This window comes from Zestomonas insulae, assembly GCF_016901015.1.
Classification (GTDB): domain Bacteria; phylum Pseudomonadota; class Gammaproteobacteria; order Pseudomonadales; family Pseudomonadaceae; genus Aquipseudomonas; species Aquipseudomonas insulae.
In genome coordinates this window covers 287,360-309,045 of sequence record NZ_JAFEUP010000005.1, presented here as the reverse complement: position 1 = coordinate 309,045, position 21,686 = coordinate 287,360, and the positions used below count along the sequence as shown (strand labels likewise).

Below are 21,686 nucleotides of genomic sequence, written 5' to 3'. Positions count from 1 at the left end.
TCCCTCTCCCTTCGGGAGAGAGTTGGGGTGAGGGAGCGCCAGCGGTAGGTACCAGCGATTCAGGAAGACCAAGATGACTGCAACAACCTTCAATAGATTCGCCACGCGCCTGGCCCCCTGGGCCTTGCCGCTGGCCCTGCTGGCCGCCTGGCAGCTGGCGGTGGAGGCCGGCTGGCTGTCGACGCGCATCCTGCCGGCGCCCAGCGCGGTGTTCGCCGCCGGCGTGCAACTGGTGCAGAGCGGCGAGCTCTGGCAGCACCTGGCGATCAGCGGCTGGCGCGCCGGCATCGGCTTCGCCATCGGCGGCGCCCTCGGCCTGCTGCTCGGCCTGATCACCGGCCTGTCGACCTGGGGCGAGCGGCTGCTCGACAGCTCGGTGCAGATGCTGCGCAACGTGCCGCACCTGGCGCTGATCCCACTGGTGATCCTGTGGTTCGGCATCGACGAGAGCGCGAAGATCTTCCTGGTCGCCCTCGGCACGCTGTTCCCGATCTACCTCAACACGTACCACGGCATCCGCAACATCGACCCCGGCCTGCTGGAGATGGCACGCAGCTACGGGCTGTCAGGCTTCGCGCTGTTCCGCCAGGTGATCCTGCCCGGCGCGCTGCCGTCGATCCTGGTCGGCGTGCGTTTCGCCCTCGGCTTCATGTGGCTGACCCTGATCGTCGCCGAGACGATTTCCGCCAGTGCCGGCATCGGCTACCTGGCGATGAACGCCCGCGAATTCCTGCAGACCGACGTGGTGGTCCTGGCGATCCTCCTCTACGCGGTGCTCGGCAAGCTCGCCGACCTCGCCGCGCGCGGCCTGGAACGCGTCTGGCTGCGCTGGCACCCGGCCTACCAGGCCAAAGGCGGTGCCGCATGACGGCCCTGCATACCCTCAAGCGCGGCATCCCGCTGGCGCTCGACGGCATCGGCAAACGCTTCGGCGAGCGCCAGGTGCTGAGTGACATCGACCTGCACATCCCGGCCGGCCAGTTCGTTGCCGTGGTCGGCCGCAGCGGTTGCGGCAAGAGCACCCTGCTGCGCCTCCTGGCCGGTCTCGACCAGCCGAGCAGCGGCGCGCTGCTGGCCGGCAACGGCCCGCTGGCGGCGGCCCGCGAAGACATCCGCCTGATGTTCCAGGACGCCCGTCTGCTGCCCTGGAAACGGGTAATCGACAACGTCGGCCTGGGTCTGTCCGGCGACTGGCGCGCCAAGGCCCGCGAGGCGCTGGAAGCGGTCGGCCTGGCCGATCGCGCCAATGAATGGCCGGCGGCGTTGTCCGGCGGCCAGAAGCAACGCGTCGCCCTGGCCCGCGCACTGATCCATCAACCGCGCCTGCTGCTGCTCGACGAGCCGCTCGGCGCGCTGGATGCGCTGACCCGCATCGAGATGCAGCAGCTGATCGAACGCCTGTGGCAGCAGCATGGCTTCACCGTACTGCTGGTCACCCACGACGTCAGCGAGGCGGTGGCCACCGCCGACCGGGTGATCCTCATCGAGGATGGCCGCGTCGGCCTCGACCTGCCGGTCGGTCTGGCCCGCCCGCGGGCGCGCGCCTCGGCGCGGCTCGCCGCGCTGGAGGCGGAAGTGCTCAACCGGGTGCTCGCGCAACCGCCGCTGCCGCCCGAACCGGAACCCGTTTCACCGCTGCCCACGCAACTGCGCTGGGCGCTGTAACCACTTCATCCCGTACCCTCGACTGCTAGGAGATTCACCATGACCATCAAAGCCATCAACGTCCGCAACCAGTTCAAAGGCACCATCAAGGAAATCGTCCTCGGCGACGTGCTCTCGGAAATCGACGTGCAGACCGCCGCCGGTATCGTCACCTCGGTGATTACCACGCGTTCGGTCAAGGAGCTGGAGCTGGGCGTCGGCAGCGAAGTGATCGCCTTCGTCAAATCCACCGAAGTGTCGATCGCCAAGCTGTAATGCGGCGGGGCGTTCAGGCGTTGCGCGGCCACTCGCTGGCCGGCAGCGGCCGCCCGAACAGATAGCCCTGCCCCATGTCACAGCCGAGCAAGCCGAGCAGCTCCTGCTGCTCCGGCTGTTCGATGCCCTCGGCGAGCACCTTGAGGCCGAGACTGTGGCAGAGGGTGATGATCGAACGGGCAATCGCCACGTCGTCGTGGTCCTGCGGCATGCCGGCGACGAAGCTCTGATCGATCTTCAACTTGTTGACCGGCATGTTCTTCAGGCGCGTCAGCGATGAATAGCCGGTGCCGAAATCGTCGATCGCCAGGCGCACACCGAGCTTGCGCAGGCGCTGCATCATGTCCAGCGCGGCATCCGGATCGAACATCACCGCGCTTTCGGTCACTTCCAGTTCCAGCTTGTGCGGCGGCAGACCGGTTTCGGCGAGCACCCGCGCGACGTGCTGGTCCAGCTCGCCGCGACTGAACAGCCGGCTGGAGATGTTCACCGCGATGAACTCCAGCTGCGGCCAGGCCAGCAGCTGACGACACGCCTGCTCGAGCATCCATTGATCGATAGCGACGATCAGCCCGGTCTCTTCGGCCAGCGGGATGAAGTCGCCTGGCGGCACCAGGCCGCGCTCCGGGTGGCGCCAACGAATCAGCGCCTCGGCGCCGATCAACCGGCCGCTCGCCAGGTCGTGGATCGGCTGGAAGTGCGGTTGCAACTGGCCCAGTTCGAGTGCCTGGCGCAGCGCGCTGCCCAGCTCGATGTGCAGCTGCGACAGACGGGTCAGTTCCTGGCTGTAGAACGCATAGGTCTGGCGGCCGTCGCTCTTGGCCTTGAACAGTGCCGCATCGGCGCTGCTGAGCAGTTCATCGACGGTGCGCCCGTCGGCCGGAAACAGCGCGATGCCGACGCTGGCGCTGACCACCACTTCCCGCTCGCCGAGCTGGAACGGCTGGCTCAGCGCGTCCAGCAGGCGCTGCGCGAGGTTGCCAGCGAAGCTCGGCTGCGCGCACTCCTCGCAGAGCAGGGCGAACTCGTCGCCGCCCATGCGCGCCAAGGTCATGTCCTCGCTGATCTCGGCGCGGAGGCGCTCGCCAACCTGCTTGATCAGCTGGTCGCCGGCGTTGTGGCCGAGGCTGTCATTGATGTGCTTGAAGTGGTCGAGGTCGAGCAGCAGCAGCGCGCCATCGCGGTCGCGCGCCGATTGCTGGCGCTCCAGCGCGTGGGTCACGCGGTCGACGAACAGCAGGCGGTTGGGCAGCTCGCTGAGCGGGTCGTGGTGCGCCAGGTGGTCGAGCTCGTGTTGCGAGCGCTTGATCGCGGTGATGTCGGAGAACACCGCGACGTAGTTCTGCAGTGCGCCGCTTTCATCGTGGATGGCGCGGATGCAGTACCACTGCGGGTAGATCTCGCCGTTCTTGCGGCGGTTCCAGATCTCGCCGCTCCACACGCCGTGATGCTTCACCGACTCGAACAGGCTCTGGTAGAAGCTCTGGTCATGCCGTCCGGACTTGAGCAGGCGCGGGTTCTTGCCGAGCACTTCGTCGACTTCGTAGCCGGTGATGCGACAGAACGCCGGGTTGACGTGGAGGATCTGCGAGCGCAGGTCGGTGACCATCACCCCTTCCTGGGTCGACTCGAACACCGCCGCGGCCTGGCGCAGCTGTTCGTTGTGCTGCAGCAAGGTGCTGCGCTTCGTGCGCAGGCGCCGCTCGCCGGCGCGCAGGAGGAGAAACAGCAGGCCGGCGGTGATCAGGATGAACAGCAGGCGGCGCACGACAATCAGGTATTCGACGCCCGGGAAGTTATCCAGCACCTTCAGTTGGTCGTGGAGCAGCCAGTCGCCGAAGATCATCCACAGAAGAGCGCCCACCAGGTAGGCGAGCGTGAGGCGGCGGGCGTTGAGCGGGATCATCATGCAACTTACTGTAGGCGATGCGGACGGATATGGACGAGGCGGTAGGGGACACATTCTGATCTAAAAGATCGGCTGGTTTTCTGACCTAAGTCAGAGATAATGCCTGCAGGTTTGTCCGACAAACCCGTCCGATTACCCCCCCCTGAGGCATCCCTGTCTATGTGGTACAACGGCTTACTCGACCTGTCGGCCTGGCAGCTGGTGGCGGTCACCCTGGTAATGACCCACATCACCATCGTCTCCGTGACGGTCTACCTGCACCGCTATTCGGCGCACCGCGCGCTGGAACTGCACCCGGCGCTGAAACACTTCTTCCGCTTCTGGCTGTGGCTGACCACCGGCCAGAACACCCGCGAGTGGACCGCCATCCACCGCAAGCACCACGCCAAGTGCGAAACCGTCGATGACCCGCACAGCCCGGTGATCAAGGGCCTCGGCACCGTGCTGCGCACCGGTGCCGAGCTGTACCAGGCCGAGGCGAAGAATCAGGAAACCCTGCGTATCTACGGCAAGAACTGCCCGGAAGACTGGATCGAGCGCAACCTCTACTCGCGCTTCCCGATTGGCGGCGTGACCCTGATGGCGATCATCGACCTGGCCCTGTTCGGCGTGCTCGGCATGACCGTGTGGGCGGTGCAGATGATGTGGATTCCGGTGTGGGCGGCGGGCGTGATCAACGGCCTCGGCCACGCGGTCGGCTACCGCAACTTCGAATGCCGCGACGCCGCTACCAACCTGGTGCCGTGGGGCATCCTGATCGGTGGTGAGGAGCTGCATAACAACCACCACACCTACCCGAACTCGGCCAAGCTGTCGGTGCGCAAGTGGGAGTTCGACATGGGCTGGTTCTGGATCAAGCTGTTCAGCCTGCTCGGCATGGCCCAGGTGCAGCGCGTCGCACCGATCGCCCACCGCGTGGAAGGCAAGTTGAACCTGGACATGGACACCGCCATGGCCATCCTCAACAACCGTTTCCAGATCATGGCGCAGTACCGCAAGCTGGTCATCGCGCCGCTGGTCAAGCAGGAGCTGGGCAAGGCCGACGAGTCGGTGCGCCACCTGTTCCGCCGCGCCAAGCGCCTGCTGTCGCGTGAGCCGAGCCTGCTGGAAGAGCGCCACCAGGCGCGCATCGCCGACCTGCTGGCGCAGAGCCAGGCACTCAAGGTGATCTACGAGAAGCGCCTGGCGCTGCAGCAGATCTGGGCCAAGACCAGCGCCAACGGCCACGACATGCTCGAGGCAATCAAGCAGTGGGTGCACGAGGCCGAGGCCAGCGGCATCCAGTCGCTGCGCGACTTCGCCGAGCAGCTGAAGACCTACTCGCTGCGTCCCGCCGCCATGGCGTAATACGCCGCGCGTCACCGCCAAGCCGCCGCCTCGCCAGAGCCGGCGGCTTTTTCATGCCCGGCGATTGCCGCCAAGGATGAAACGAAGCCCTGCGCGGGTGGTCTACCTCTGTTCGCGAACCAGAGAATCAGCCATTCGGCGGGCACTATGTTGATGAATCAGCGGAAGCAGTATGCTGCGGCTAACGGCCGGCAATTTCCTAGGAGCGGGCTTCTAATGGACGAGAATTCACGCATACCCAGCGAGCTCGAAGAGCTCACTCTGGCGCTGCTGCACAGTCGCGGCGAGGTCGAGCGGCTGCGCGAACGCGAGCAGCTGATCAGCGGCCTGCTGGGCAGTGTCAACGCGGTGCTGTGGGCCTTCAACTGGCAGACCCGGCAGATGATCTACGTCAGCCCGGCCTACGAGCGGGTGTTCGGCCGCTCCGCCGCCCTGCTGCTGGCCGACTACAACGAGTGGCTGAACAGCATCTACCCCGACGACATGGACTACGCCGCCGAGAGCCTCGCCGCGGCGCTGGAGAAGGGCGCGGTGGAGACCCGCGAGTACCGCATCCTGCGCAGCGACGGGCAGCTGCGCTGGCTCAGCGACAAGTGCTTTGTCAGCCGTCACGCCAACGCGCAGGACGGCCCGGTACTGGTCGGCATCGCCGAGGACATCACCGAGAAGAAGCAGCTGGAAGGCGAGCTGCAACGCCTGGCCACCACCGACGTGCTGACCCAGAGCTGCAACCGCCGCTACTTCTTCGAATGCGCGCAGCGCGAGTTCGAGGCGGCGCGCCAGGCCGATGCGCCGCTGGCGTTTCTGCTCCTCGACGTCGATGACTTCAAGCAGATCAACGACACCTACGGCCACCAGATGGGCGACATCGTCCTGCAGCGCATCGCCCAGTGCGGCGCCGCGGCATTGCGGCGTGGCGACCTGTTCGGGCGAATCGGTGGCGAGGAGTTCGCCGCGGTATTGCCGCACTGCGAGGAGGGCGTCGCCAGCCAGATCGCCGAGCGCCTGCAGCGCGAGGTGCAGCGCCTGAGCTTCAGCGCCAACGGCACGACCTTCCGGGTCACCGTCAGCCAGGGCCTGACCAGCCTGACTGCCGCCGACCCGGCGCTGGACACGCTGTTCGGCCGCGCCGACGCGGCGATGTACCAGGCCAAGCGGCAGGGCAAGAACCAGATCGTGGTGGCCTGAGCTCGCACGCCGTGAGTGGCTGCGTGCGTTAGTTCCCCGGCGGGCGAGTGGCAGCGCTAAGGCGCTAGCGGCGTTAGGCGCTAACTGGATTCCCGCCTGCGCGGGGACGACGGGGCAGGGGGCACTTTTCCCGCTTCCGCTTCCGCAGCGGCTGCCACGGCCACTGCCGTTGCGCCCGCCACTGGCACCGCCCCTTGCCCCGTCGTCCCCGCGCAGGCGGGGACCCAGGCCGGCGGCGGCAATCTCAGTAGGTCATCACTACCCAGATTACCGCCGCGCCGCCCCTCAGCGCCCTTGCGGCGCCGGCTGTTGCTGGGTGATGCAGTGGATATTGCCGCCGCCGAGAAGGATCTCGCGGCCCGGCACCATCACCACTTCATGTTCCGGGAACACCCGCTGCAGGATCGCCCGCGCTTCCGCGTCCTTGGCATCGTCGAAGCTCGGCGCGACGATGCCGCCGTTGACGATCAGGAAGTTGACATAGGAACCGGCCAGGCGAATCGCCGGGTCGCGGTCCTGGGTGCCGGCGACCTTGTCGACGCCCTCGCACTCTTCAGCGCTGGCGTGGATCGGCCCGGGGATCGGCATCTTGTGCACGGTCAGCGTGCGGCCCTTGGCGTCGCGGGCGGTTTCCAGCACGCGCATGGCCGCCTGGCAGCGCGGGTAGTTGGGGTCGACCGGGTCGTCGGTCCAGGCCAGCAGCACTTCGCCGGGACGCACGTAGCAGCAGAAGTTGTCGACGTGGCCGTCGGTCTCGTCGTTGAACAGACCGTCCGGCAGCCAGATCACCGTGTCGATGGCCAGGTGCTCGCGCAACACCGCCTCGATGTCCTCGCGCGACAGGTGCGGGTTGCGGTTGCGGTTGAGCAGGCATTCCTCGGTGGTGATCAGCGTGCCTTCGCCGTCGACGTGGATCGAGCCGCCTTCGAGGACGAAGCCCTCGGTGCGGTAGCGCGCGCAGCGCTCGATCTCGAGGACCTTGCTGGCCACCTGGTCGTCGCGTACCCAGTTGGCGTACAGGCCGCCATCCAGCCCGCCCCAGGCGTTGAAGGTCCAGTCCACGCCACGTACTGCGCCGTTGGCGTTGGTGACGAAGGTCGGCCCGGTGTCGCGCACCCAGGCGTCGTCGGTGCTGATCTCGACCAGGCGGATGTTGTCGGCGTCGAGGCGCGCGCGGGCGTTCTCGTACTGCCCGGCGGAGACGCAGACGGTCACCGGCTCGAAGCGCGCGATGGCCTTGGCCACGGCGCCGAAGGCGGCCTGCGCCGGCTTGCCGCCGAGCCGCCAGTTGTCCGCGCGCTCCGGCCAGACCATCCAGGTCTGGCTGTGGGGTTCCCATTCGGCCGGCATGCGGAAGCCGTCGGCGCGCGGGGTGGTGGTGAGGGTGGTCATGGGGTCACCTGTGCGTCATTGGGTTCCCTCGCCCATGCCTGGGAGAGGGGAGGCTAAGAGTTACTCGGACGGGGTTTCGCCGTCGAGGCTGGCGATCGGCCAATACAGGGTCGGCCGGCGGTCGCGGAACACGCCCCAGGCGGTACGCACCTTCTCCAGTTCGTCGAGGTCGAAGCTGTGCACCAGCAGGCCTTCCTCGCTCTGGTTGAGCTCTTCGACCTTGGCGCCGAACTGGTCGGCGATGAACGACGAGCCGTAGAAGGTGATGTCGTAGCCATCCTGCTCTTCCTTGCCGATGCGGTTGCTGGCCACCAGCGGCATCAGGTTGGCGCCGGCGTGGCCCTGCTGCACGCGCTGCCAGTGCTCGCGCGAAGTGATGTTGGCGTCGTGTGGCTCGCTGCCGATGGCCGTCGGGTAGAAGAGGATTTCCGCCCCCAGCAGCGCCATGCTGCGCGCGCACTCGGGGAACCACTGGTCCCAGCAGATGCCCACGCCGATCTTGGCGTAGCGGGTCTGCCAGACCATGAAGCCGGTGTCGCCCGGGTTGAAATAGTACTTCTCATGGTAGCCCGGACCGTCCGGGATATGACTTTTCCGATAAATCCCGAGGTTGCGCCCGTCGGCGTCGATGATGGCGATGCTGTTGAAGCGCGCGCGGCCGGCGCGCTCGAAGAAGCTGATCGGCAGCACTACCTCGAGCTCGGCGGCGACCTTCTGGAAGTGCGCGATGGCGGCGTTCTCGTCCACCGTGGTGGCCAGCTGGGTGTAGTCGGCGTTGGGCTTCTGGCAGAAGTACGGGGTTTCGAACAGCTCCTGGATCAGGATGATCTGCGCGCCCTTGGCGGCCGCCTCACGCACCAGTTTCTCGGCGTTGGCGATGTTGGCCTGGCGATCCCAGGAGCAGGCCATCTGGGTGGCGGCGACAGTGACGATGCGGGACATGGAACACCTCATGGAAGCGATGGCGAAGGGCGTGAACAGCACGCGTGTCGCCACGGTCAGTCGCGGCGAGCGGCCAATTTATATCCGATAAAAATCGGCTTTAGAAGGTGTTTCATGTGATTAATCGAAAAATATTCGGATTTTTATCGAATAAAAATCGACTTATTTCGAGCTTGAGGATGTGCCGAGGAGGTTACGCCAGCGGCGCGCTGCGCTTCGGCAGGCTGGGCGGCAGGTACAGGCCGAGGTAGGCGTCGAACACGCGCATGCCTTCCTCGGCGAGGCGCGGCGTGATGCTGCCGTGCTGCTGCACCGAGCCGGCGTAGACGCGGTCGCCGAGCTCCATGGCCAGGGTGAACACGTCGATGTCGTCGGGCAGCGCCGGCAGCGGGAAGTGCCGGGCGAACAGCTCCTGCATTAGCTGGCCGAGTTCGATGTCGTGGCGGCGGTCGGCCTGGGTCACTTCGGTGAGGCCGTGCTGGGCGAGGATCAGCTGGCGCGCCGCCGGGTCGGCGGCGTAGATCGCCAGCATGCGCTGCTCGACCAGCCGTGACAGGTCGCGCCAGTCACGCAGCGCGGCGTGCTCCACCGGCTCCTGTAGGCAGGCGCGGAAGGCGGCGTGGATGTCCGCGGTGAGCGCCTCGAGCAGTGCCGGCACGCTGGCGAAGAAGTGGTAGACCGAGGACGGCGGAATCTGCGCGCGCTCGGCGACGCTGTAGATCGACAGGCTGGCCACGCCTTCCTCGACCAGCAGCGTGCGAGCGGCGGCGAGGATGCCGGCGATGCGCGCCTGGCTGCTGGCGCGGGGTTTGCGGGGGGTGGGGCGCTGCATGGCCGGCTCCTGTCCGTGGGAGCGCCTATTGGACGTCAGCGCGGCGGGCGCGGCAAGCCTCGCCCGCACCTGCCGGCGGCCTCAGGGCCGCGCGCGGAACTTGCTCCAGGCTGCCTCGCGGCTGCTGGCTAGCTTGTCCGGCAGCGGTTCGAGGAGGAACAGGCGGCGCTTGGTCTCGCGCGACGGGTAGAGGTCCGGATGGGCCTTGAGGGTGTCGCCGAGGAACTCCTTGGCGTCCGCGTTGGCGGTGGGGAACAGCGTCTCGGCGCTGATCTGCGCGGCCACCGCGGGGCGCATCAGGTAGTCGATGAAGCGGTGGGCGAGATCGGCGCGCCGCGCGCTGGCGGGGATCACCAGGTTGTCGATGAACAGACTGGAGCCCTCGGCCGGGACCATGAAGCGCACTGGCTGGCCGGCGTCGGCAGCCGCCAGCGCATCGCCGATCCAGGCCAGCGCCAGGCACAGCTTGCCCTGCTTGAGGTCGTCGATGTAACGCGCGCTGTCGACGTAGCGCAGCTGCGGGCTGAGCGTCTCCAGCGCCTGCCCGGCGCGCTCGATCTGCCGCGGCGAACTGCGCGTCGGGGTCAGGCCCTGGTAGTTGAGGAGGATCGCCATCACCTCGGCCTGGGCGTCCAGCATGCTGATGCCGCAGCCGGCCAGGCGCTTGCTCTGCGTCGGATCGAACAGCAGGCTCCAGCTCTCCGGCAGCGCGCCGCCGAACGCCGCCTCGGCCTGCGGCTGGTTGACCGCCAGGCCGACCGCGCCCCACAGGTAGGGCAGTGCGTAGCGGTTGCCCGGGTCGTCGGCGGCCAGCTTGCTGAGCAGCTGCTTGTCGAGGTGCTGGCGGTTGGGCAGGCGGGTCAGATCGAGCGGCTGCAGGCGGCCGGCCTTGATCAGTTCGGCGAGGTTGTCGTTGGACGGCACGGCGACGTCGATCGCCTCGCCCTTGGCCAGCGCGTCGAGCAGTTCATCGATGGTGCTGTAGGTGTGGTAGTCGACGCGGATGCCGGTTTCCTTTTCGAAATCGGTGAGCACCTGCGGGGCGATGTAGTCGTTCCAGTTGTAGACGTGGATCAGCTCTTCGGCCTGGACGGACAGCGGGGACAGCGCGAACAACAGAGCAGCCAGTAAACGCATCACGACCTCTCCTGAGTCGCGGCCACGGCGCAGCCGGGCGGGCGACGAGTGCTAAGTCAACGCCGCCGTCATCCATGAAGGCTCGATGCGGTCTGGCGCCGTGGGGTTCGGCAGCAGAAAAAACGACGCCGGCAAAAGCCGGCGTCGGGGTGGTGCTTACACGGTATGCAAATACCAGTTGTACTCGAGGTCGGAGATCGAGTGTTCGAACTCCGCCAACTCGCTTTCCTTACAGGCGACGAAGATGTCGATGTACTTCTCGTCGATGTAGCGGGCGAGGATTTCGCTGTCGTCCAGCTCGCGCAGGGCATCGCGCAGGTTGTTCGGCAGGCTCTGTTCGAGCTGTTCGTAGGAGTTGCCTTCGATCGGCTCGTTCGGCTCGACCTGATTGGTCAGGCCATGGTGAATACCGGCGAGGATCGCCGCCATCATCAGGTAGGGGTTGGCGTCGGCACCGGCCACGCGGTGTTCGATGCGCACCTGGTCGGCCGCGCCGGTCGGCACGCGCAGCGCCACGGTACGGTTGTCCAGGCCCCAGCTCGGCGCGTTCGGCACATAGAACTGCGCGCCGAAGCGGCGGTAGGAGTTGACGTTCGGGCAGATGAAGGCCATCGACGCCGGCATGGTTTCCAGCAGGCCGCCGAGCGCGTGGCGCAACGGTGCGTGGGTTTCCGGCTCGTCGCTGGCGAAGATGTTCTTGCCGTCGCGGTCGAGGATCGACACGTGCACGTGCAGACCATTACCGGCCTGACCCGGATAGGGCTTGGCCATGAAGGTCGAGTCCATCTCGTGGTCGTAGGCGATGTTCTTCACCAGGCGCTTGAGCAGCACCGCGTAGTCGCAGGCCTTGAGCGGGTCGGCGACGTGGTGCAGGTTGACCTCGAACTGCGCCGGGGCACTTTCCTTGACGATCGCGTCGGCCGGGATGCCTTGTTCCTTGGCGCCTTCGAGAATGTCCTGCAGGCAGTCGGCGTACTCGTCGAGGTCGTCGATCAGGTAGACCTGGGTGGACATCGGGCGCTTGCCGGAGATCGGCGAACGCGGCGGCTGCGGACGGCCGTTCACGTTTTCCTGGTCGATCAGGTAGAACTCGAGTTCGAAGGCTGCGCAGATGGTCAGGCCCAGTTCGTCGAACTTCTGTACCACCCGGCGCAATACTTCCCGTGGGTCGGCGAAGAACGGCTCGCCTTCCAGCTCGTGCATGGTCATCAGCAGCTGCGCGGTCGGGCGCTTCTGCCAGGGCTCATTGCTCAGGGTATTGGGGATGGGGTAGCAGATGCGGTCAGCGTCACCGATATCCAGGCCGAGGCCGGTGCTTTCCACCGTCGAGCCGTTGATATCCAGGGCAAAAAGAGAGGCGGGGAGGTTGATGCCTTTTTCGTACACCTTGTGGAGGCTGGTGCGTTCGATGCGCTTGCCGCGCACCACGCCATTCATATCTGCAATCAGAAGGTCGACGAACAGGACCTCAGGATGTTCCTTAAGGAACGCGTTCGCTTCGTTAAGCTGAACGGCACGCGGGGGTACCGACATGATGCAACACCTTTTTTGTTAAAAATATCAATCATTCGATTGACAGGTCTTGAGTCAATCGCAAACGCCATTGACTGTCAAGGGACGCACATTCTGCCCCAAATCAGGGCCTTAGCGCCAGTTTTGGGGCATTTCAGGGCATCGCGAACCGCTGCGGCGCCGCGTCGGCTGGGGTGTCCAGAGGGGTGTGTTCAATTTTTTACAGATCTATTGTGTAAAAAAATGAACAAGGCTAAGCTCGGCCGAAACCCATAACAGCAATAAATCGGGTGTCTCATGGCTCGCCTGCCATTGATTGGCGTCACCGCTTGCACCAAGCAGATCGGTCTTCACCCCAACCATATCGTCGGCGACAAGTATGTCCGTGCCGTGGTCGAGGGCGCTTCCGGACTGCCCCTGGTGATCCCCGCCCTGGGCGAGCTGCTCGATTTGCCCACCCTGCTGGAAAGTCTAGACGGCCTGCTGTTCACCGGCTCGCCATCGAACATCGAACCGCATCTCTACGGTGGCCCGGCCAGCGCGCCCGGCACCCCGCATGACCCCGCCCGTGACCAGACCAGCCTCCCGCTTTTGCGCGCGGCGGTGGCCGCCGGCATCCCGGTACTCGGCATCTGCCGCGGCTTCCAGGAACTCAACGTGGCGTTCGGCGGCAGCCTGCACCAGAAGGTGCACGAGGCCGGGCCGTTCATGGACCACCGCGAGCCGGAGAACGAGCCGGTCGACGTGCAATATTCCCCCCGTCATCCGCTGCAGGTGCAGCCGGGTGGCGTACTCGCCGGCCTCGGCTTGCCGCGCGAGATTCGTGTCAATTCCATTCATGGCCAGGGCGTTGATCGTCTGGCGCCGGGCCTGCGTGTTGAGGCTCTGGCCCCTGACGGGCTGATCGAGGCGATCTCGGTCGAGGGAGCCGACAGCTTCGCGCTCGGGGTGCAGTGGCACCCGGAGTGGCAAGTGCGTGCGAATCCCGAATATCTCGCCATCTTCCAGGCCTTTGGTGAGGCTTGCAGGAAGAGGGCGGGGCAACGCTGAGCTCGGCTATAAACAGTTGCAGCTCTTAACCCTGAGGTCTCTATGAGTACCAAACTCGACCAGCTGACCAGCTGGCTGAAAGAACGCAAAATCACCGAAGTTGAATGCTTGATCAGCGATCTTACCGGCATTGCGCGCGGCAAGATTTCGCCGACCAACAAGTTCCTCGACGAGAAGGGCATGCGCCTCCCCGAGAGTGTGCTGCTGCAGACCGTCACCGGCGACTATGTCGAGGACGACGTTTATTACGACCTGCTCGACCCGGCGGACATCGACATGTTCTGCCGCCCCGACGAGCACGCCGTGTTTGTCGTGCCCTGGGCCATCGAGCCGACCGCCATGGTCATCCACGACACCTTCGACAAGATGGGCAACCCCATCGAGCTGTCGCCGCGCAACCTGCTCAAGAAAGTCCTGAAGATGTATGCCGACAAGGGCTGGAAGCCGATCGTCGCGCCGGAGATGGAGTTCTACCTGACCAAGCGCTGCGAAGACCCGGACCTGCCGCTGGAAGTGCCGCTGGGACGCTCCGGCCGCCCGGAGACCGGCCGCCAGTCGTTCTCCATCGACGCCGCCAACGAATTCGACCCGCTGTTCGAGGACATGTACGACTGGTGCGAGCTGCAGGAACTCGACCTCGACACCCTGATCCACGAGGAAGGCCCGGCGCAGATGGAGATCAACTTCCGTCACGGCGAAGCGCTGCACCTGGCCGACCAGATCACCGTGTTCAAGCGCACCATGCGCGAGGCGGCGCTCAAGCACAACGTGGCGGCGACCTTCATGGCCAAGCCGATCACCGACGAGCCGGGCAGCGCCATGCACTTGCACCAGAGCATCGTCGACCTGAAGACCGGCAAGAACATCTTCTCCAACGACGACGGCTCGATGAGCGAGCTGTTCCTCAACCATATTGGTGGCCTGCAGCGTTTCATCCCCGAGGTGCTGCCGCTGTTCGCCCCCAACGTCAACTCGTTCCGCCGTTTCCTGCCGGATACCTCGGCGCCGGTGAACGTCGAGTGGGGCGAGGAGAACCGCACCGTCGGCCTGCGCGTGCCGGATGCCACGCCGCAGAACCGTCGCGTGGAGAACCGCCTGCCCGGCGCCGACGCCAACCCCTATCTGGCGATCGCCGCCAGCCTGCTGTGCGGCTACATCGGCATGGCCGAGGGGCTGAAGCCGTCGCCGCAGGTCAAGGGGCGCGCCTATGAACGGCGCAACCTGCGCCTGCCGTTCACCATCGAGGATGCGCTGGAACGCATGAGCAACAGCAAGACCCTCGAGAAGTACCTCGGCAGCAAGTTCATCACCGCCTACGTGGCGGTCAAGCAGGCCGAGAACGAGAACTACAAACGCGTGATCAGCTCCTGGGAACGCGAGTTCCTGCTGTACTCGGTATGACCTGCGATCCCCGCTGCCGATGCGCAGCGGGGACGCCAGATGATTTTCCGGTCCGCCGCGGCGGGCCCCAGTGAGTGAGGTAGGTAAATGAGCAGCCAATCGAAGAACCCGCAGACCCGCCAGTGGCAAGAGCTGAGCCAGCGCCACCACCTGGCGCCGTTCTCGGACTACAAGCAACTGAGCGAGCAAGGTCCGCGGATCATCACCAAGGCCGAGGGCGTGTACCTCTGGGACAGCGAGGGCGAGAAGATCCTCGACGGCATGGCCGGCCTGTGGTGCATCGCCGTCGGCTACGGCCGCGAGGAGCTGGTCGAGGCGGCCAGCAAGCAGATGCGTGAGCTGCCGTTCTACAACACCTTCTTTATGACCGCCCACCCGCCGGTGCTCGAGCTGGCCAAGACCATCGCCGAGATCGCCCCGGCAGGCATGAACCACGTGTTCTTCACCGGCTCCGGCTCGGAAGGCAACGACACCATGCTGCGTCTGGTCCGCCACTACTGGGCGTGCAAGGGCCAGCCGGAGAAGAAGGTGATCATCAGCCGCCTCAACGGCTATCACGGTTCGACTGTCGCCGGCGCCAGCCTGGGCGGCATGAAATACATGCACGAACAGGGCGATTTGCCGATCCCCGGCATCGTGCACATTCCCCAGCCATACTGGTTCGGCGAAGGCGGCGACATGAGCCCCGAGGAGTTCGGGATCTGGGCTGCCGATCAACTGGAGCAGAAGATTCTCGAAGCCGGCGCCGACAAGGTCGCCGCCTTCATCGCCGAGCCGATCCAGGGCGCGGGCGGCGTGATCATCCCGCCGGACAGCTACTGGCCGCGCATCCGCGAGATCCTCGCCAAGTACGACATCCTGTTCGTCGCCGACGAAGTGATCTGCGGCTTCGGGCGTACCGGCGAGTGGTTCGGCAGCGACTACTACGGCAACGCGCCGGACCTGATGACCATCGCCAAGGGTCTGACCTCCGGCTACGTGCCGATGGGTGGCCTGATCGTCAGCGACAAGGTGTTCGAGGTGATCAACGAAGGCGGCGATTTCAACCACGGCTTCACCTACTCCGGTCACCCGGTGGCGGCCGCTGTGGCGCTGGAGAACATCCGCATCCTTCGCGAAGAAAAGATCATCGAGAAGGTCAAGGCGGAAACGGCACCGTATTTGCAAAAGCGTCTGCGTGAGTTGGCTGATCACCCGCTGGTAGGTGAAGTGCGCGGCGTCGGCATGCTCGGCGCCATCGAGTTGGTGAAGAACAAGCAGACCCGCGAGCGCTTCTCCGGTGAGCTGGCTGTGGGCATGGTCTGCCGCGGTCACTGCTTCGCCAACGGCCTGGTGATGCGTGCGGTCGGTGACACCATGATCATCGCCCCGCCGCTGGTGATCAGCCGTGAAGAGATCGACGAACTGGTGACCAAGGCACGGCTGTGCCTGGACCTCACCGCAAGGGATGTCCAGGGCTGAGGAAATGGGCGTGTTTTATAACCGAAAAGTTGTAAACACGCCCTCGACCTTGCCAGACTTCACCGGTGCGTTGGCCAGGCTCACCGGAAGGCGGTGGAACGGGTTTCAACGCCTTCCGGACACATCAAAACAACAGGAGCGGTACGCATGAAACAATTCGGCAAGTCCCTGCTCGCAGTCGCCCTCGCCGGGCTGATGGCGGGTGCAGTCCAAGCGGACGACAAAGTGCTGCACGTGTACAACTGGTCCGACTACATCGCCAAGGACACCATCGCCAAGTTCGAGAAAGAGTCCGGCATCAAGGTCGTCTACGACGTCTTCGACAGCAACGAGACCCTGGAAGCCAAGCTGCTGGCGGGCAAGTCCGGCTATGACGTGGTGGTACCGTCGAACAACTTCCTGGCCAAGCAGATCAAGGCCAAGGTTTACCAGCCGCTGGACAAGGCCAAGCTGCCGAACTGGAAGAACCTCGATCCGAACCTGTTGAAGACCGTCGAAGTCAGCGACCCGGGCAACCAGTACGCCTTCCCCTACATGTGGGGCTCGATCGGCATCGGCTACAACCCGGAGAAGGTCAAGGCCGCCTTCGGTGGTGACGCCCCGGTCAACTCCTGGGACCTGCTGTTCAAGCCGGAAAACATCGAGAAGCTGAAATCCTGCGGCGTGTCGTTCCTCGACTCGCCGACCGAAATCCTCCCGGCCGCCCTGCACTACTTGGGCTACAGCCCGGTCAGCCAGGACCCGAAAGAACTCAAGGCGGCTGAGGACCTGTTCCTCAAGATCCGTCCGTACATCACCTACTTCCACTCCTCGAAGTACATCGCTGACCTGGCCAACGGCAACATCTGCGTGGCCGTCGGTTACTCGGGTGACGTGTACCAGGCCAAGTCCCGCGCCGAAGAGGCCAAGGGTGGTGTGACCGTCGCGTACAACATTCCGAAGGAAGGTGCCGGCACCTTCTTCGACATGGTCGCGATCCCGGCCGATGCGGAGAACAAGGAAGGCGCCTACGCCTTCATGAACTTCCTGATGAAGCCGGAAATCATGGCCGAAATCACCAACGAGGTGCAGTTCCCCAACGGCAACGTCGCTGCCACCCCACTGGTCGACGAAGCGATTCGCAACGACCCCGGTGTCTACCCGACCCCGGAAACCATGAAACAGCTGTACGCCTTCCCGGATCTGCCCGCGAAAGTGCAGCGCGCGATGACTCGCAGCTGGACCAAGATCAAGTCCGGTAAGTAAGCGCATGACACCCTCCGGCGGGTGCTCCCGCCGGAGGCCCGCAGGAGAGTGTGTCGCATGAGCCAGCCAATCCCGCCGTATGTTGCAGGGGATGGCGCCTCCGCCTTGGAGGCCCCGTCAGGGGGAGCGTGTGCGCCGTCGCCGGGTGCGCGGGACTAACGGAGCGTCGGGAGACGGCCGCAACCATGAACAAGAACGAGGACTGACATGTGCGAATTTCCTTCCGCAAAACCTTGATCGGTGCATTGGCCACGCTGGGTCTGAGCGCCGTCGCTCAGGCTGAATCGACGGTGCATGTCTACAACTGGTCCGACTACATCGGCGAAACCACGCTGGTCGACTTCGAGAAGGCCACCGGTATCAAGCCGGTCTACGACGTGTTCGACAGCAACGAAACCCTGGAAGGCAAACTGCTCGCCGGTCGCACCGGCTATGACGTGGTGGTGCCGTCCAACCATTTCCTCGGCCGGCAGATCAAGGCCGGCGCGTTCCAGAAGCTGGACAAGAGCCAGCTGCCGAACTGGAAGAACCTCGACCCCGGGCTGATGAAGCGGCTCGAGGCGAACGACCCCGGCAACCAGTACGGTGTGCCGTACCTGTGGGGTACCAACGGCATCGGCTTCAACGCCGAGAAGGTCAAGGCGGTGCTGGGCACTGACCAGATCGACTCCTGGGCGGTGCTGTTCGAGCCGGAGAACCTCAAGAAGCTCCACCAGTGCGGCGTCGCTTTCCTCGACTCCGCCGACGAGATGATCCCGGCAGTGTTGCAGTACCTGGGCCTCGACCCGAACAGCAAGAACCCCGAGGACTACAAGAAGGCGGAAGCCAAGCTGATGGCGGTGCGCCCGTACGTCACCTACTTCCACTCCTCGAAGTACATCACCGACCTGGCCAACGGCGACATCTGCATCGCCGCCGGTTTCTCCGGCGACGTGTTCCAGGCGGCCAGCCGCGCCGAAGAGGCGGGCAAGGGCGTGAAGATCACCTACGTGATTCCCAAGGAAGGCGGCAACCTGTGGTTCGACCTGCTGGCGGTTCCCAAGGACGCGGCCAACGTGAAGGAGGCGCATGCCTTCATCAACTACCTGTTGCAGCCGGAGGCGATCGCCAAGGTCAGCGACTACGTCGGCTACGCCAACCCGAACCCGGCGTCGGGCGAGCTGATGGACGAATCGATCCGCAATAACCCGGTGGTGTATCCGCCGCAGGCCGTCGTCGACACGCTGTTCGTTTCCAGCGAACTGCCGCCGAAGATCCTGCGCCTGATGACCCGCTCGTGGACCAAGATCAAGTCGGGCAAATAAATCCAGAAAGAACGGCCCCGGCCAACCGGGGCCCACACAGTTGGGAGTTGTGGTATGGCGATAGCCTCCGGTGCCTACAAGAAAGCCCTCGCGGGCGACCAGAAACCTAAAGAGGTTCTGGTGAAAATCGACCGGGTCAGCAAGCAATTCGACGAGACCCTGGCGGTCGACGACGTTTCGCTGACCATCAACAAGGGCGAGATATTCGCCCTGCTCGGCGGCTCCGGCTCCGGCAAGTCGACCCTGCTGCGCATGCTCGCCGGCTTCGAGCGCCCGACTGAAGGACGCATCTTCCTCGACGGCGAAGACATCACCGACCTGCCGCCGTACGAGCGCCCGATCAACATGATGTTCCAGTCCTACGCGCTGTTCCCGCACATGACCGTGGCGCAGAACATCGCCTTCGGCCTCAAGCAGGACCGCATGCCCAAGGACGAGATCGACGCCCGCGTGGCCGAGATGCTCAAGCTGGTGCGCATGAGCCAGTACGCCAAGCGCAAGCCGCATCAGCTGTCCGGCGGCCAGCGGCAGCGCGTGGCGCTGGCGCGTTCGCTGGCCAAGAGCCCGAAGCTGCTGCTGCTCGATGAGCCGATGGGCGCGCTGGACAAGAAACTGCGTTCGCAGATGCAGCTGGAACTGGTGGAGATCATCGAGCGGGTCGGCGTGACCTGCGTGATGGTGACCCACGACCAGGAAGAGGCCATGACCATGGCCCAGCGCATCGCCATCATGCACCTCGGCATGATCGAGCAGATCGGCAGCCCGGTGGACGTCTACGAGACGCCGATCAACCGCCAGGTCTGCGAGTTCATCGGCAACGTCAACCTGTTCGACGGGCAGATCGTCGAGGACGCCGAAGGCCACGCGTTGATCGATTGCCCGGACCTCGAGCGCAACATCTACGTCGGCCACGGCGTGACCACCTCGGCAGAGGACAAGAGCATCACCTACGCGATTCGTCCGGAGAAGCTGCTGGTCACCACCGAGCAGCCGACCTGCGAGTACAACTGGTCGCGCGGCGTGGTCCACGACATCGCCTACCTCGGCGGCCACTCGGTGTTCTACGTCAAGCTGCCGAGCGGGGCGATCGTCCAGTCGTTCGTCGCCAACGCCGAGCGGCGTGGCGCGCGGCCGACCTGGGATGACGAAGTGTTCGTCTGGTGGGAAGACGACAGCGGGGTCGCGCTGCGCTCATGAAAATTTCCAGCCTGAAAAAGCGTCTGCCCACAGGGCGCCACGGCGTGATCGGCGTGCCGTTCGCCTGGCTGTTCCTGTTCTTCCTGCTGCCGTTCCTGATCGTGCTGAAGATCAGTTTCACCGAGGCCGACGTCGCCATTCCGCCGTACACGGAGATCTACACCTGGGCGGAGAACCAGCTGTCGATCGTCCTCAACGTCAACAACTACCTGATGCTCACCGAGGACCAGCTGTACCTGGCGGCCTACCTCGGCTCGCTGAAGATGGCCTTCTTCAGCACCATCATCTGCCTGCTGATCGGCTACCCGATGGCCTACGCCATCGCCCGCGCCAGCAAGGAAATGCAGACCACCCTGCTGCTGCTGATCATGATGCCGACCTGGACCGCGATCCTGATCCGCGTCTATGCCTGGATGGGCATTCTCAGCAACAACGGCCTGCTCAACGGCTTCCTGATGGACATGGGGCTAATCAGCGCACCGCTGCAGATCCTCAACACCAACCTCGCGGTGTACATCGGCGTGGTCTATTCCTACCTGCCGTTCATGGTCCTGCCGCTGTTCGCCAACCTGGTCAAGCACGACACCAGCCTGCTGGAAGCCGCTGCCGACCTGGGTTCGAGCACCTTCAACAGCTTCTGGAAGATCACCGTGCCGCTGTCGAAGAACGGCATCATCGCCGGCTGCATGCTGGTGTTCATCCCGGTGGTCGGTGAGTTCGTGATCCCCGAGCTGCTCGGCGGTCCGGAAACGCTGATGATCGGCAAGGTGATGTGGCAGGAGTTCTTCAACAACCGCGACTGGCCGGTGGCGTCCGCCCTGGCAGTGGTGATGCTGTTGATCCTTATCGTGCCGATCATTCTGTTCAACCGTAACCAAGCGAAAGAGCTGGAGGGCAAGGTATGAAGCGCTTCAGTTTCTCGACCCTGATGCTGTGGCTGGGCCTGACCTTCATCTACGCGCCGATGGTCATCCTGGTGATCTACTCGTTCAACGCCTCCAAGCTGGTCACGGTGTGGGGCGGCTGGTCGGTGAAGTGGTACGTCGGCCTGCTCGACAACACCCAGCTGATCAGTGCGGTGATGCGTTCGCTGGAGATCGCCTGCTACACGGCGATCGCCGCGGTGGCGCTGGGCACCCTGGCCGCCTTCGTGCTGACCCGCATCCCGCGCTTCAAGGGCCGCACGCTGTTCGGCGGGATGGTCACCGCGCCGCTGGTAATGCCGGAAGTGATCACCGGTCTGTCGCTGCTGCTGCTGTTCGTCGCCATGGCCCAGCTGATCGGCTGGCCGGAAGAGCGCGGCATCGTCACCATCTGGATCGCCCACACCACCTTCTGCACCGCCTATGTCGCGGTGGTGGTGTCGGCGCGCCTGCGCGAGCTCGACCTGTCGATCGAGGAAGCGGCGATGGACCTCGGCGCCAAGCCGTGGAAGGTGTTCATGCTGATCACCATTCCGATGATCGCGCCGTCGCTGGCGGCCGGCGGCATGATGTCGTTCGCCCTGTCGCTCGACGACCTGGTGCTTGCCAGCTTCGTCTCCGGACCCGGCTCGACCACCCTGCCGATGGAAGTGTTCTCCGCCGTGCGCCTCGGCGTGAAGCCGGAGATCAACGCCGTCGCCAGCCTGATCCTGCTGGTGGTGTCGCTGTTCACCTTCCTCGCCTGGTACTTCAGCCGGCGTGCCGAAGAGCGTCGCAAACGCGCCATCCAGCAAGCCATGGAAACCATGGCCGAAGAGGCCGGTGCGACGACCTGGAAGGCGACCACGCAAACCGCTTAAGCGGCGCGCGACGCAACACACAACGGGCCCCGCGGGGCCCGTTTTTCATGCCCGGGGTGAACCGTT

19 protein-coding genes are annotated in these 21,686 nt (G+C 64.9%); 13 read left to right on the top strand and 6 right to left on the bottom strand.

Features of this window, described 5'->3' with window-relative positions; genetic code table 11:
* Positions 1-73: 73 nt before the first annotated feature.
* From ssuC to JQX08_RS17295, 3 genes are read left to right on the top strand one after another with little or no spacing between them, the layout of a single operon-like run.
* Complete coding sequence (gene ssuC, locus JQX08_RS17305; protein ID WP_205349658.1) at positions 74-868, top strand: aliphatic sulfonate ABC transporter permease SsuC; 795 nt, start codon at positions 74-76, stop codon at positions 866-868.
* The gene (gene ssuB / locus JQX08_RS17300) at positions 865-1,665 is read left to right on the top strand and encodes an aliphatic sulfonates ABC transporter ATP-binding protein (protein WP_205349657.1); all 801 of its coding nucleotides are present in this window, start codon (positions 865-867) and stop codon (positions 1,663-1,665) included. Before ssuC ends, ssuB begins: the two co-directional genes overlap by 4 nt.
* A 39-nt stretch (positions 1,666-1,704) precedes the next feature.
* Positions 1,705-1,920 (top strand): TOBE domain-containing protein, encoded by a 216-nt coding sequence (locus JQX08_RS17295; RefSeq protein WP_181086546.1) that lies wholly within the window; start codon positions 1,705-1,707, stop codon positions 1,918-1,920.
* A gap of 13 nt (positions 1,921-1,933) precedes the next feature.
* Here the strand turns inward: JQX08_RS17295 and JQX08_RS17290 are convergent, their stop codons facing one another.
* A complete protein-coding gene (locus JQX08_RS17290) occupies positions 1,934-3,829 on the bottom strand; it encodes a putative bifunctional diguanylate cyclase/phosphodiesterase (RefSeq protein ID WP_205349656.1) in 1,896 nt (631 codons plus the stop codon).
* A 159-nt stretch (positions 3,830-3,988) separates the two neighbouring features.
* Between JQX08_RS17290 and desA the strand changes: the two genes are divergently transcribed.
* Both desA and JQX08_RS17280 read left to right on the top strand, forming a co-directional pair.
* The gene (gene desA, locus JQX08_RS17285) at positions 3,989-5,176 is read left to right on the top strand and encodes a delta-9 fatty acid desaturase DesA (protein ID WP_205349655.1); all 1,188 of its coding nucleotides are present in this window, start codon (positions 3,989-3,991) and stop codon (positions 5,174-5,176) included.
* A gap of 216 nt (positions 5,177-5,392) precedes the next feature.
* A complete protein-coding gene (locus JQX08_RS17280) occupies positions 5,393-6,364 on the top strand; it encodes a GGDEF domain-containing protein (protein ID WP_205349654.1) in 972 nt (323 codons plus the stop codon).
* Between the two features lie 285 nt (positions 6,365-6,649).
* Here JQX08_RS17280 and aguA read toward each other — a convergent pair whose 3' ends face one another.
* The 5 genes from aguA to JQX08_RS17255 form a co-directional block, all read right to left on the bottom strand.
* The gene (aguA, locus tag JQX08_RS17275; protein ID WP_205349653.1) at positions 6,650-7,756 is read right to left on the bottom strand and encodes an agmatine deiminase; all 1,107 of its coding nucleotides are present in this window, start codon (positions 7,754-7,756) and stop codon (positions 6,650-6,652) included.
* Between the two features lie 60 nt (positions 7,757-7,816).
* Positions 7,817-8,698 carry an N-carbamoylputrescine amidase gene (aguB, locus tag JQX08_RS17270; RefSeq protein ID WP_205349652.1) on the bottom strand — a complete coding sequence of 294 codons (882 nt, stop codon included), beginning with the start codon at positions 8,696-8,698 and terminating at the stop codon, positions 7,817-7,819.
* A 193-nt stretch (positions 8,699-8,891) separates the two neighbouring features.
* A complete protein-coding gene (locus JQX08_RS17265) occupies positions 8,892-9,530 on the bottom strand; it encodes a TetR/AcrR family transcriptional regulator (RefSeq protein ID WP_205349651.1) in 639 nt (212 codons plus the stop codon).
* Positions 9,531-9,611: 81 nt separating this feature from the next.
* Complete coding sequence (locus JQX08_RS17260) at positions 9,612-10,670, bottom strand: extracellular solute-binding protein (RefSeq protein ID WP_205349650.1); 1,059 nt, start codon at positions 10,668-10,670, stop codon at positions 9,612-9,614.
* Positions 10,671-10,823: 153 nt separating this feature from the next.
* Positions 10,824-12,200: a glutamine synthetase family protein gene (locus JQX08_RS17255; RefSeq protein ID WP_205349649.1), complete on the bottom strand. Its 1,377-nt coding sequence runs from the start codon at positions 12,198-12,200 to the stop codon at positions 10,824-10,826.
* 276 nt (positions 12,201-12,476) lie between these two features.
* On the opposite strand from JQX08_RS17255, the gene JQX08_RS17250 reads away from it, so the two are divergent.
* The 8 genes from JQX08_RS17250 (at position 12,477) to JQX08_RS17215 (ending at position 21,620) form a co-directional block, all read left to right on the top strand.
* Positions 12,477-13,229: a gamma-glutamyl-gamma-aminobutyrate hydrolase family protein gene (locus JQX08_RS17250; RefSeq protein WP_205349648.1), complete on the top strand. Its 753-nt coding sequence runs from the start codon at positions 12,477-12,479 to the stop codon at positions 13,227-13,229.
* A gap of 42 nt (positions 13,230-13,271) precedes the next feature.
* Positions 13,272-14,630, top strand: coding sequence for a glutamine synthetase family protein (locus JQX08_RS17245; RefSeq protein WP_205349647.1), 1,359 nt, complete (start codon positions 13,272-13,274; stop codon positions 14,628-14,630).
* Between the two features lie 87 nt (positions 14,631-14,717).
* Positions 14,718-16,091, top strand: coding sequence for an aspartate aminotransferase family protein (locus JQX08_RS17240; protein WP_205349646.1), 1,374 nt, complete (start codon positions 14,718-14,720; stop codon positions 16,089-16,091).
* A 147-nt stretch (positions 16,092-16,238) separates the two neighbouring features.
* Complete coding sequence (locus JQX08_RS17235; RefSeq protein ID WP_205349645.1) at positions 16,239-17,336, top strand: polyamine ABC transporter substrate-binding protein; 1,098 nt, start codon at positions 16,239-16,241, stop codon at positions 17,334-17,336.
* A gap of 215 nt (positions 17,337-17,551) precedes the next feature.
* Complete coding sequence (locus JQX08_RS17230; protein WP_430472549.1) at positions 17,552-18,640, top strand: polyamine ABC transporter substrate-binding protein; 1,089 nt, start codon at positions 17,552-17,554, stop codon at positions 18,638-18,640.
* A 54-nt stretch (positions 18,641-18,694) separates the two neighbouring features.
* Positions 18,695-19,837 carry an ABC transporter ATP-binding protein gene (locus JQX08_RS17225; protein WP_205349643.1) on the top strand — a complete coding sequence of 381 codons (1,143 nt, stop codon included), beginning with the start codon at positions 18,695-18,697 and terminating at the stop codon, positions 19,835-19,837.
* Positions 19,834-20,742: an ABC transporter permease subunit gene (locus tag JQX08_RS17220; RefSeq protein WP_430472546.1), complete on the top strand. Its 909-nt coding sequence runs from the start codon at positions 19,834-19,836 to the stop codon at positions 20,740-20,742. The genes JQX08_RS17225 and JQX08_RS17220 overlap by 4 nt, the downstream gene beginning before the upstream one ends.
* A complete protein-coding gene (locus JQX08_RS17215; RefSeq protein WP_205349642.1) occupies positions 20,739-21,620 on the top strand; it encodes an ABC transporter permease subunit in 882 nt (293 codons plus the stop codon). The genes JQX08_RS17220 and JQX08_RS17215 overlap by 4 nt, the downstream gene beginning before the upstream one ends.
* The last annotated feature ends 66 nt before the right edge of the window (positions 21,621-21,686 follow it).

What these genes read in the sequence shown, in the direction of transcription:
- ssuC (WP_205349658.1), top strand. Translation starts at nt 74, where the DNA reads ATGACTGCAACAACCTTCAATAGATTCGCCACGCGCCTGGCCCCCTGG.
- ssuB (WP_205349657.1), top strand. Translation starts at nt 865, where the DNA reads ATGACGGCCCTGCATACCCTCAAGCGCGGCATCCCGCTGGCGCTCGAC.
- JQX08_RS17295 (WP_181086546.1), top strand. Translation starts at nt 1,705, where the DNA reads ATGACCATCAAAGCCATCAACGTCCGCAACCAGTTCAAAGGCACCATC.
- JQX08_RS17290 (WP_205349656.1), bottom strand. Translation starts at nt 3,829, where the DNA reads ATGATGATCCCGCTCAACGCCCGCCGCCTCACGCTCGCCTACCTGGTG.
- desA (WP_205349655.1), top strand. Translation starts at nt 3,989, where the DNA reads ATGTGGTACAACGGCTTACTCGACCTGTCGGCCTGGCAGCTGGTGGCG.
- JQX08_RS17280 (WP_205349654.1), top strand. Translation starts at nt 5,393, where the DNA reads ATGGACGAGAATTCACGCATACCCAGCGAGCTCGAAGAGCTCACTCTG.
- aguA (WP_205349653.1), bottom strand. Translation starts at nt 7,756, where the DNA reads ATGACCACCCTCACCACCACCCCGCGCGCCGACGGCTTCCGCATGCCG.
- aguB (WP_205349652.1), bottom strand. Translation starts at nt 8,698, where the DNA reads ATGTCCCGCATCGTCACTGTCGCCGCCACCCAGATGGCCTGCTCCTGG.
- JQX08_RS17265 (WP_205349651.1), bottom strand. Translation starts at nt 9,530, where the DNA reads ATGCAGCGCCCCACCCCCCGCAAACCCCGCGCCAGCAGCCAGGCGCGC.
- JQX08_RS17255 (WP_205349649.1), bottom strand. Translation starts at nt 12,200, where the DNA reads ATGTCGGTACCCCCGCGTGCCGTTCAGCTTAACGAAGCGAACGCGTTC.
- JQX08_RS17250 (WP_205349648.1), top strand. Translation starts at nt 12,477, where the DNA reads ATGGCTCGCCTGCCATTGATTGGCGTCACCGCTTGCACCAAGCAGATC.
- JQX08_RS17245 (WP_205349647.1), top strand. Translation starts at nt 13,272, where the DNA reads ATGAGTACCAAACTCGACCAGCTGACCAGCTGGCTGAAAGAACGCAAA.
- JQX08_RS17240 (WP_205349646.1), top strand. Translation starts at nt 14,718, where the DNA reads ATGAGCAGCCAATCGAAGAACCCGCAGACCCGCCAGTGGCAAGAGCTG.
- JQX08_RS17235 (WP_205349645.1), top strand. Translation starts at nt 16,239, where the DNA reads ATGAAACAATTCGGCAAGTCCCTGCTCGCAGTCGCCCTCGCCGGGCTG.
- JQX08_RS17225 (WP_205349643.1), top strand. Translation starts at nt 18,695, where the DNA reads ATGGCGATAGCCTCCGGTGCCTACAAGAAAGCCCTCGCGGGCGACCAG.
- JQX08_RS17220 (WP_430472546.1), top strand. Translation starts at nt 19,834, where the DNA reads ATGAAAATTTCCAGCCTGAAAAAGCGTCTGCCCACAGGGCGCCACGGC.
- JQX08_RS17215 (WP_205349642.1), top strand. Translation starts at nt 20,739, where the DNA reads ATGAAGCGCTTCAGTTTCTCGACCCTGATGCTGTGGCTGGGCCTGACC.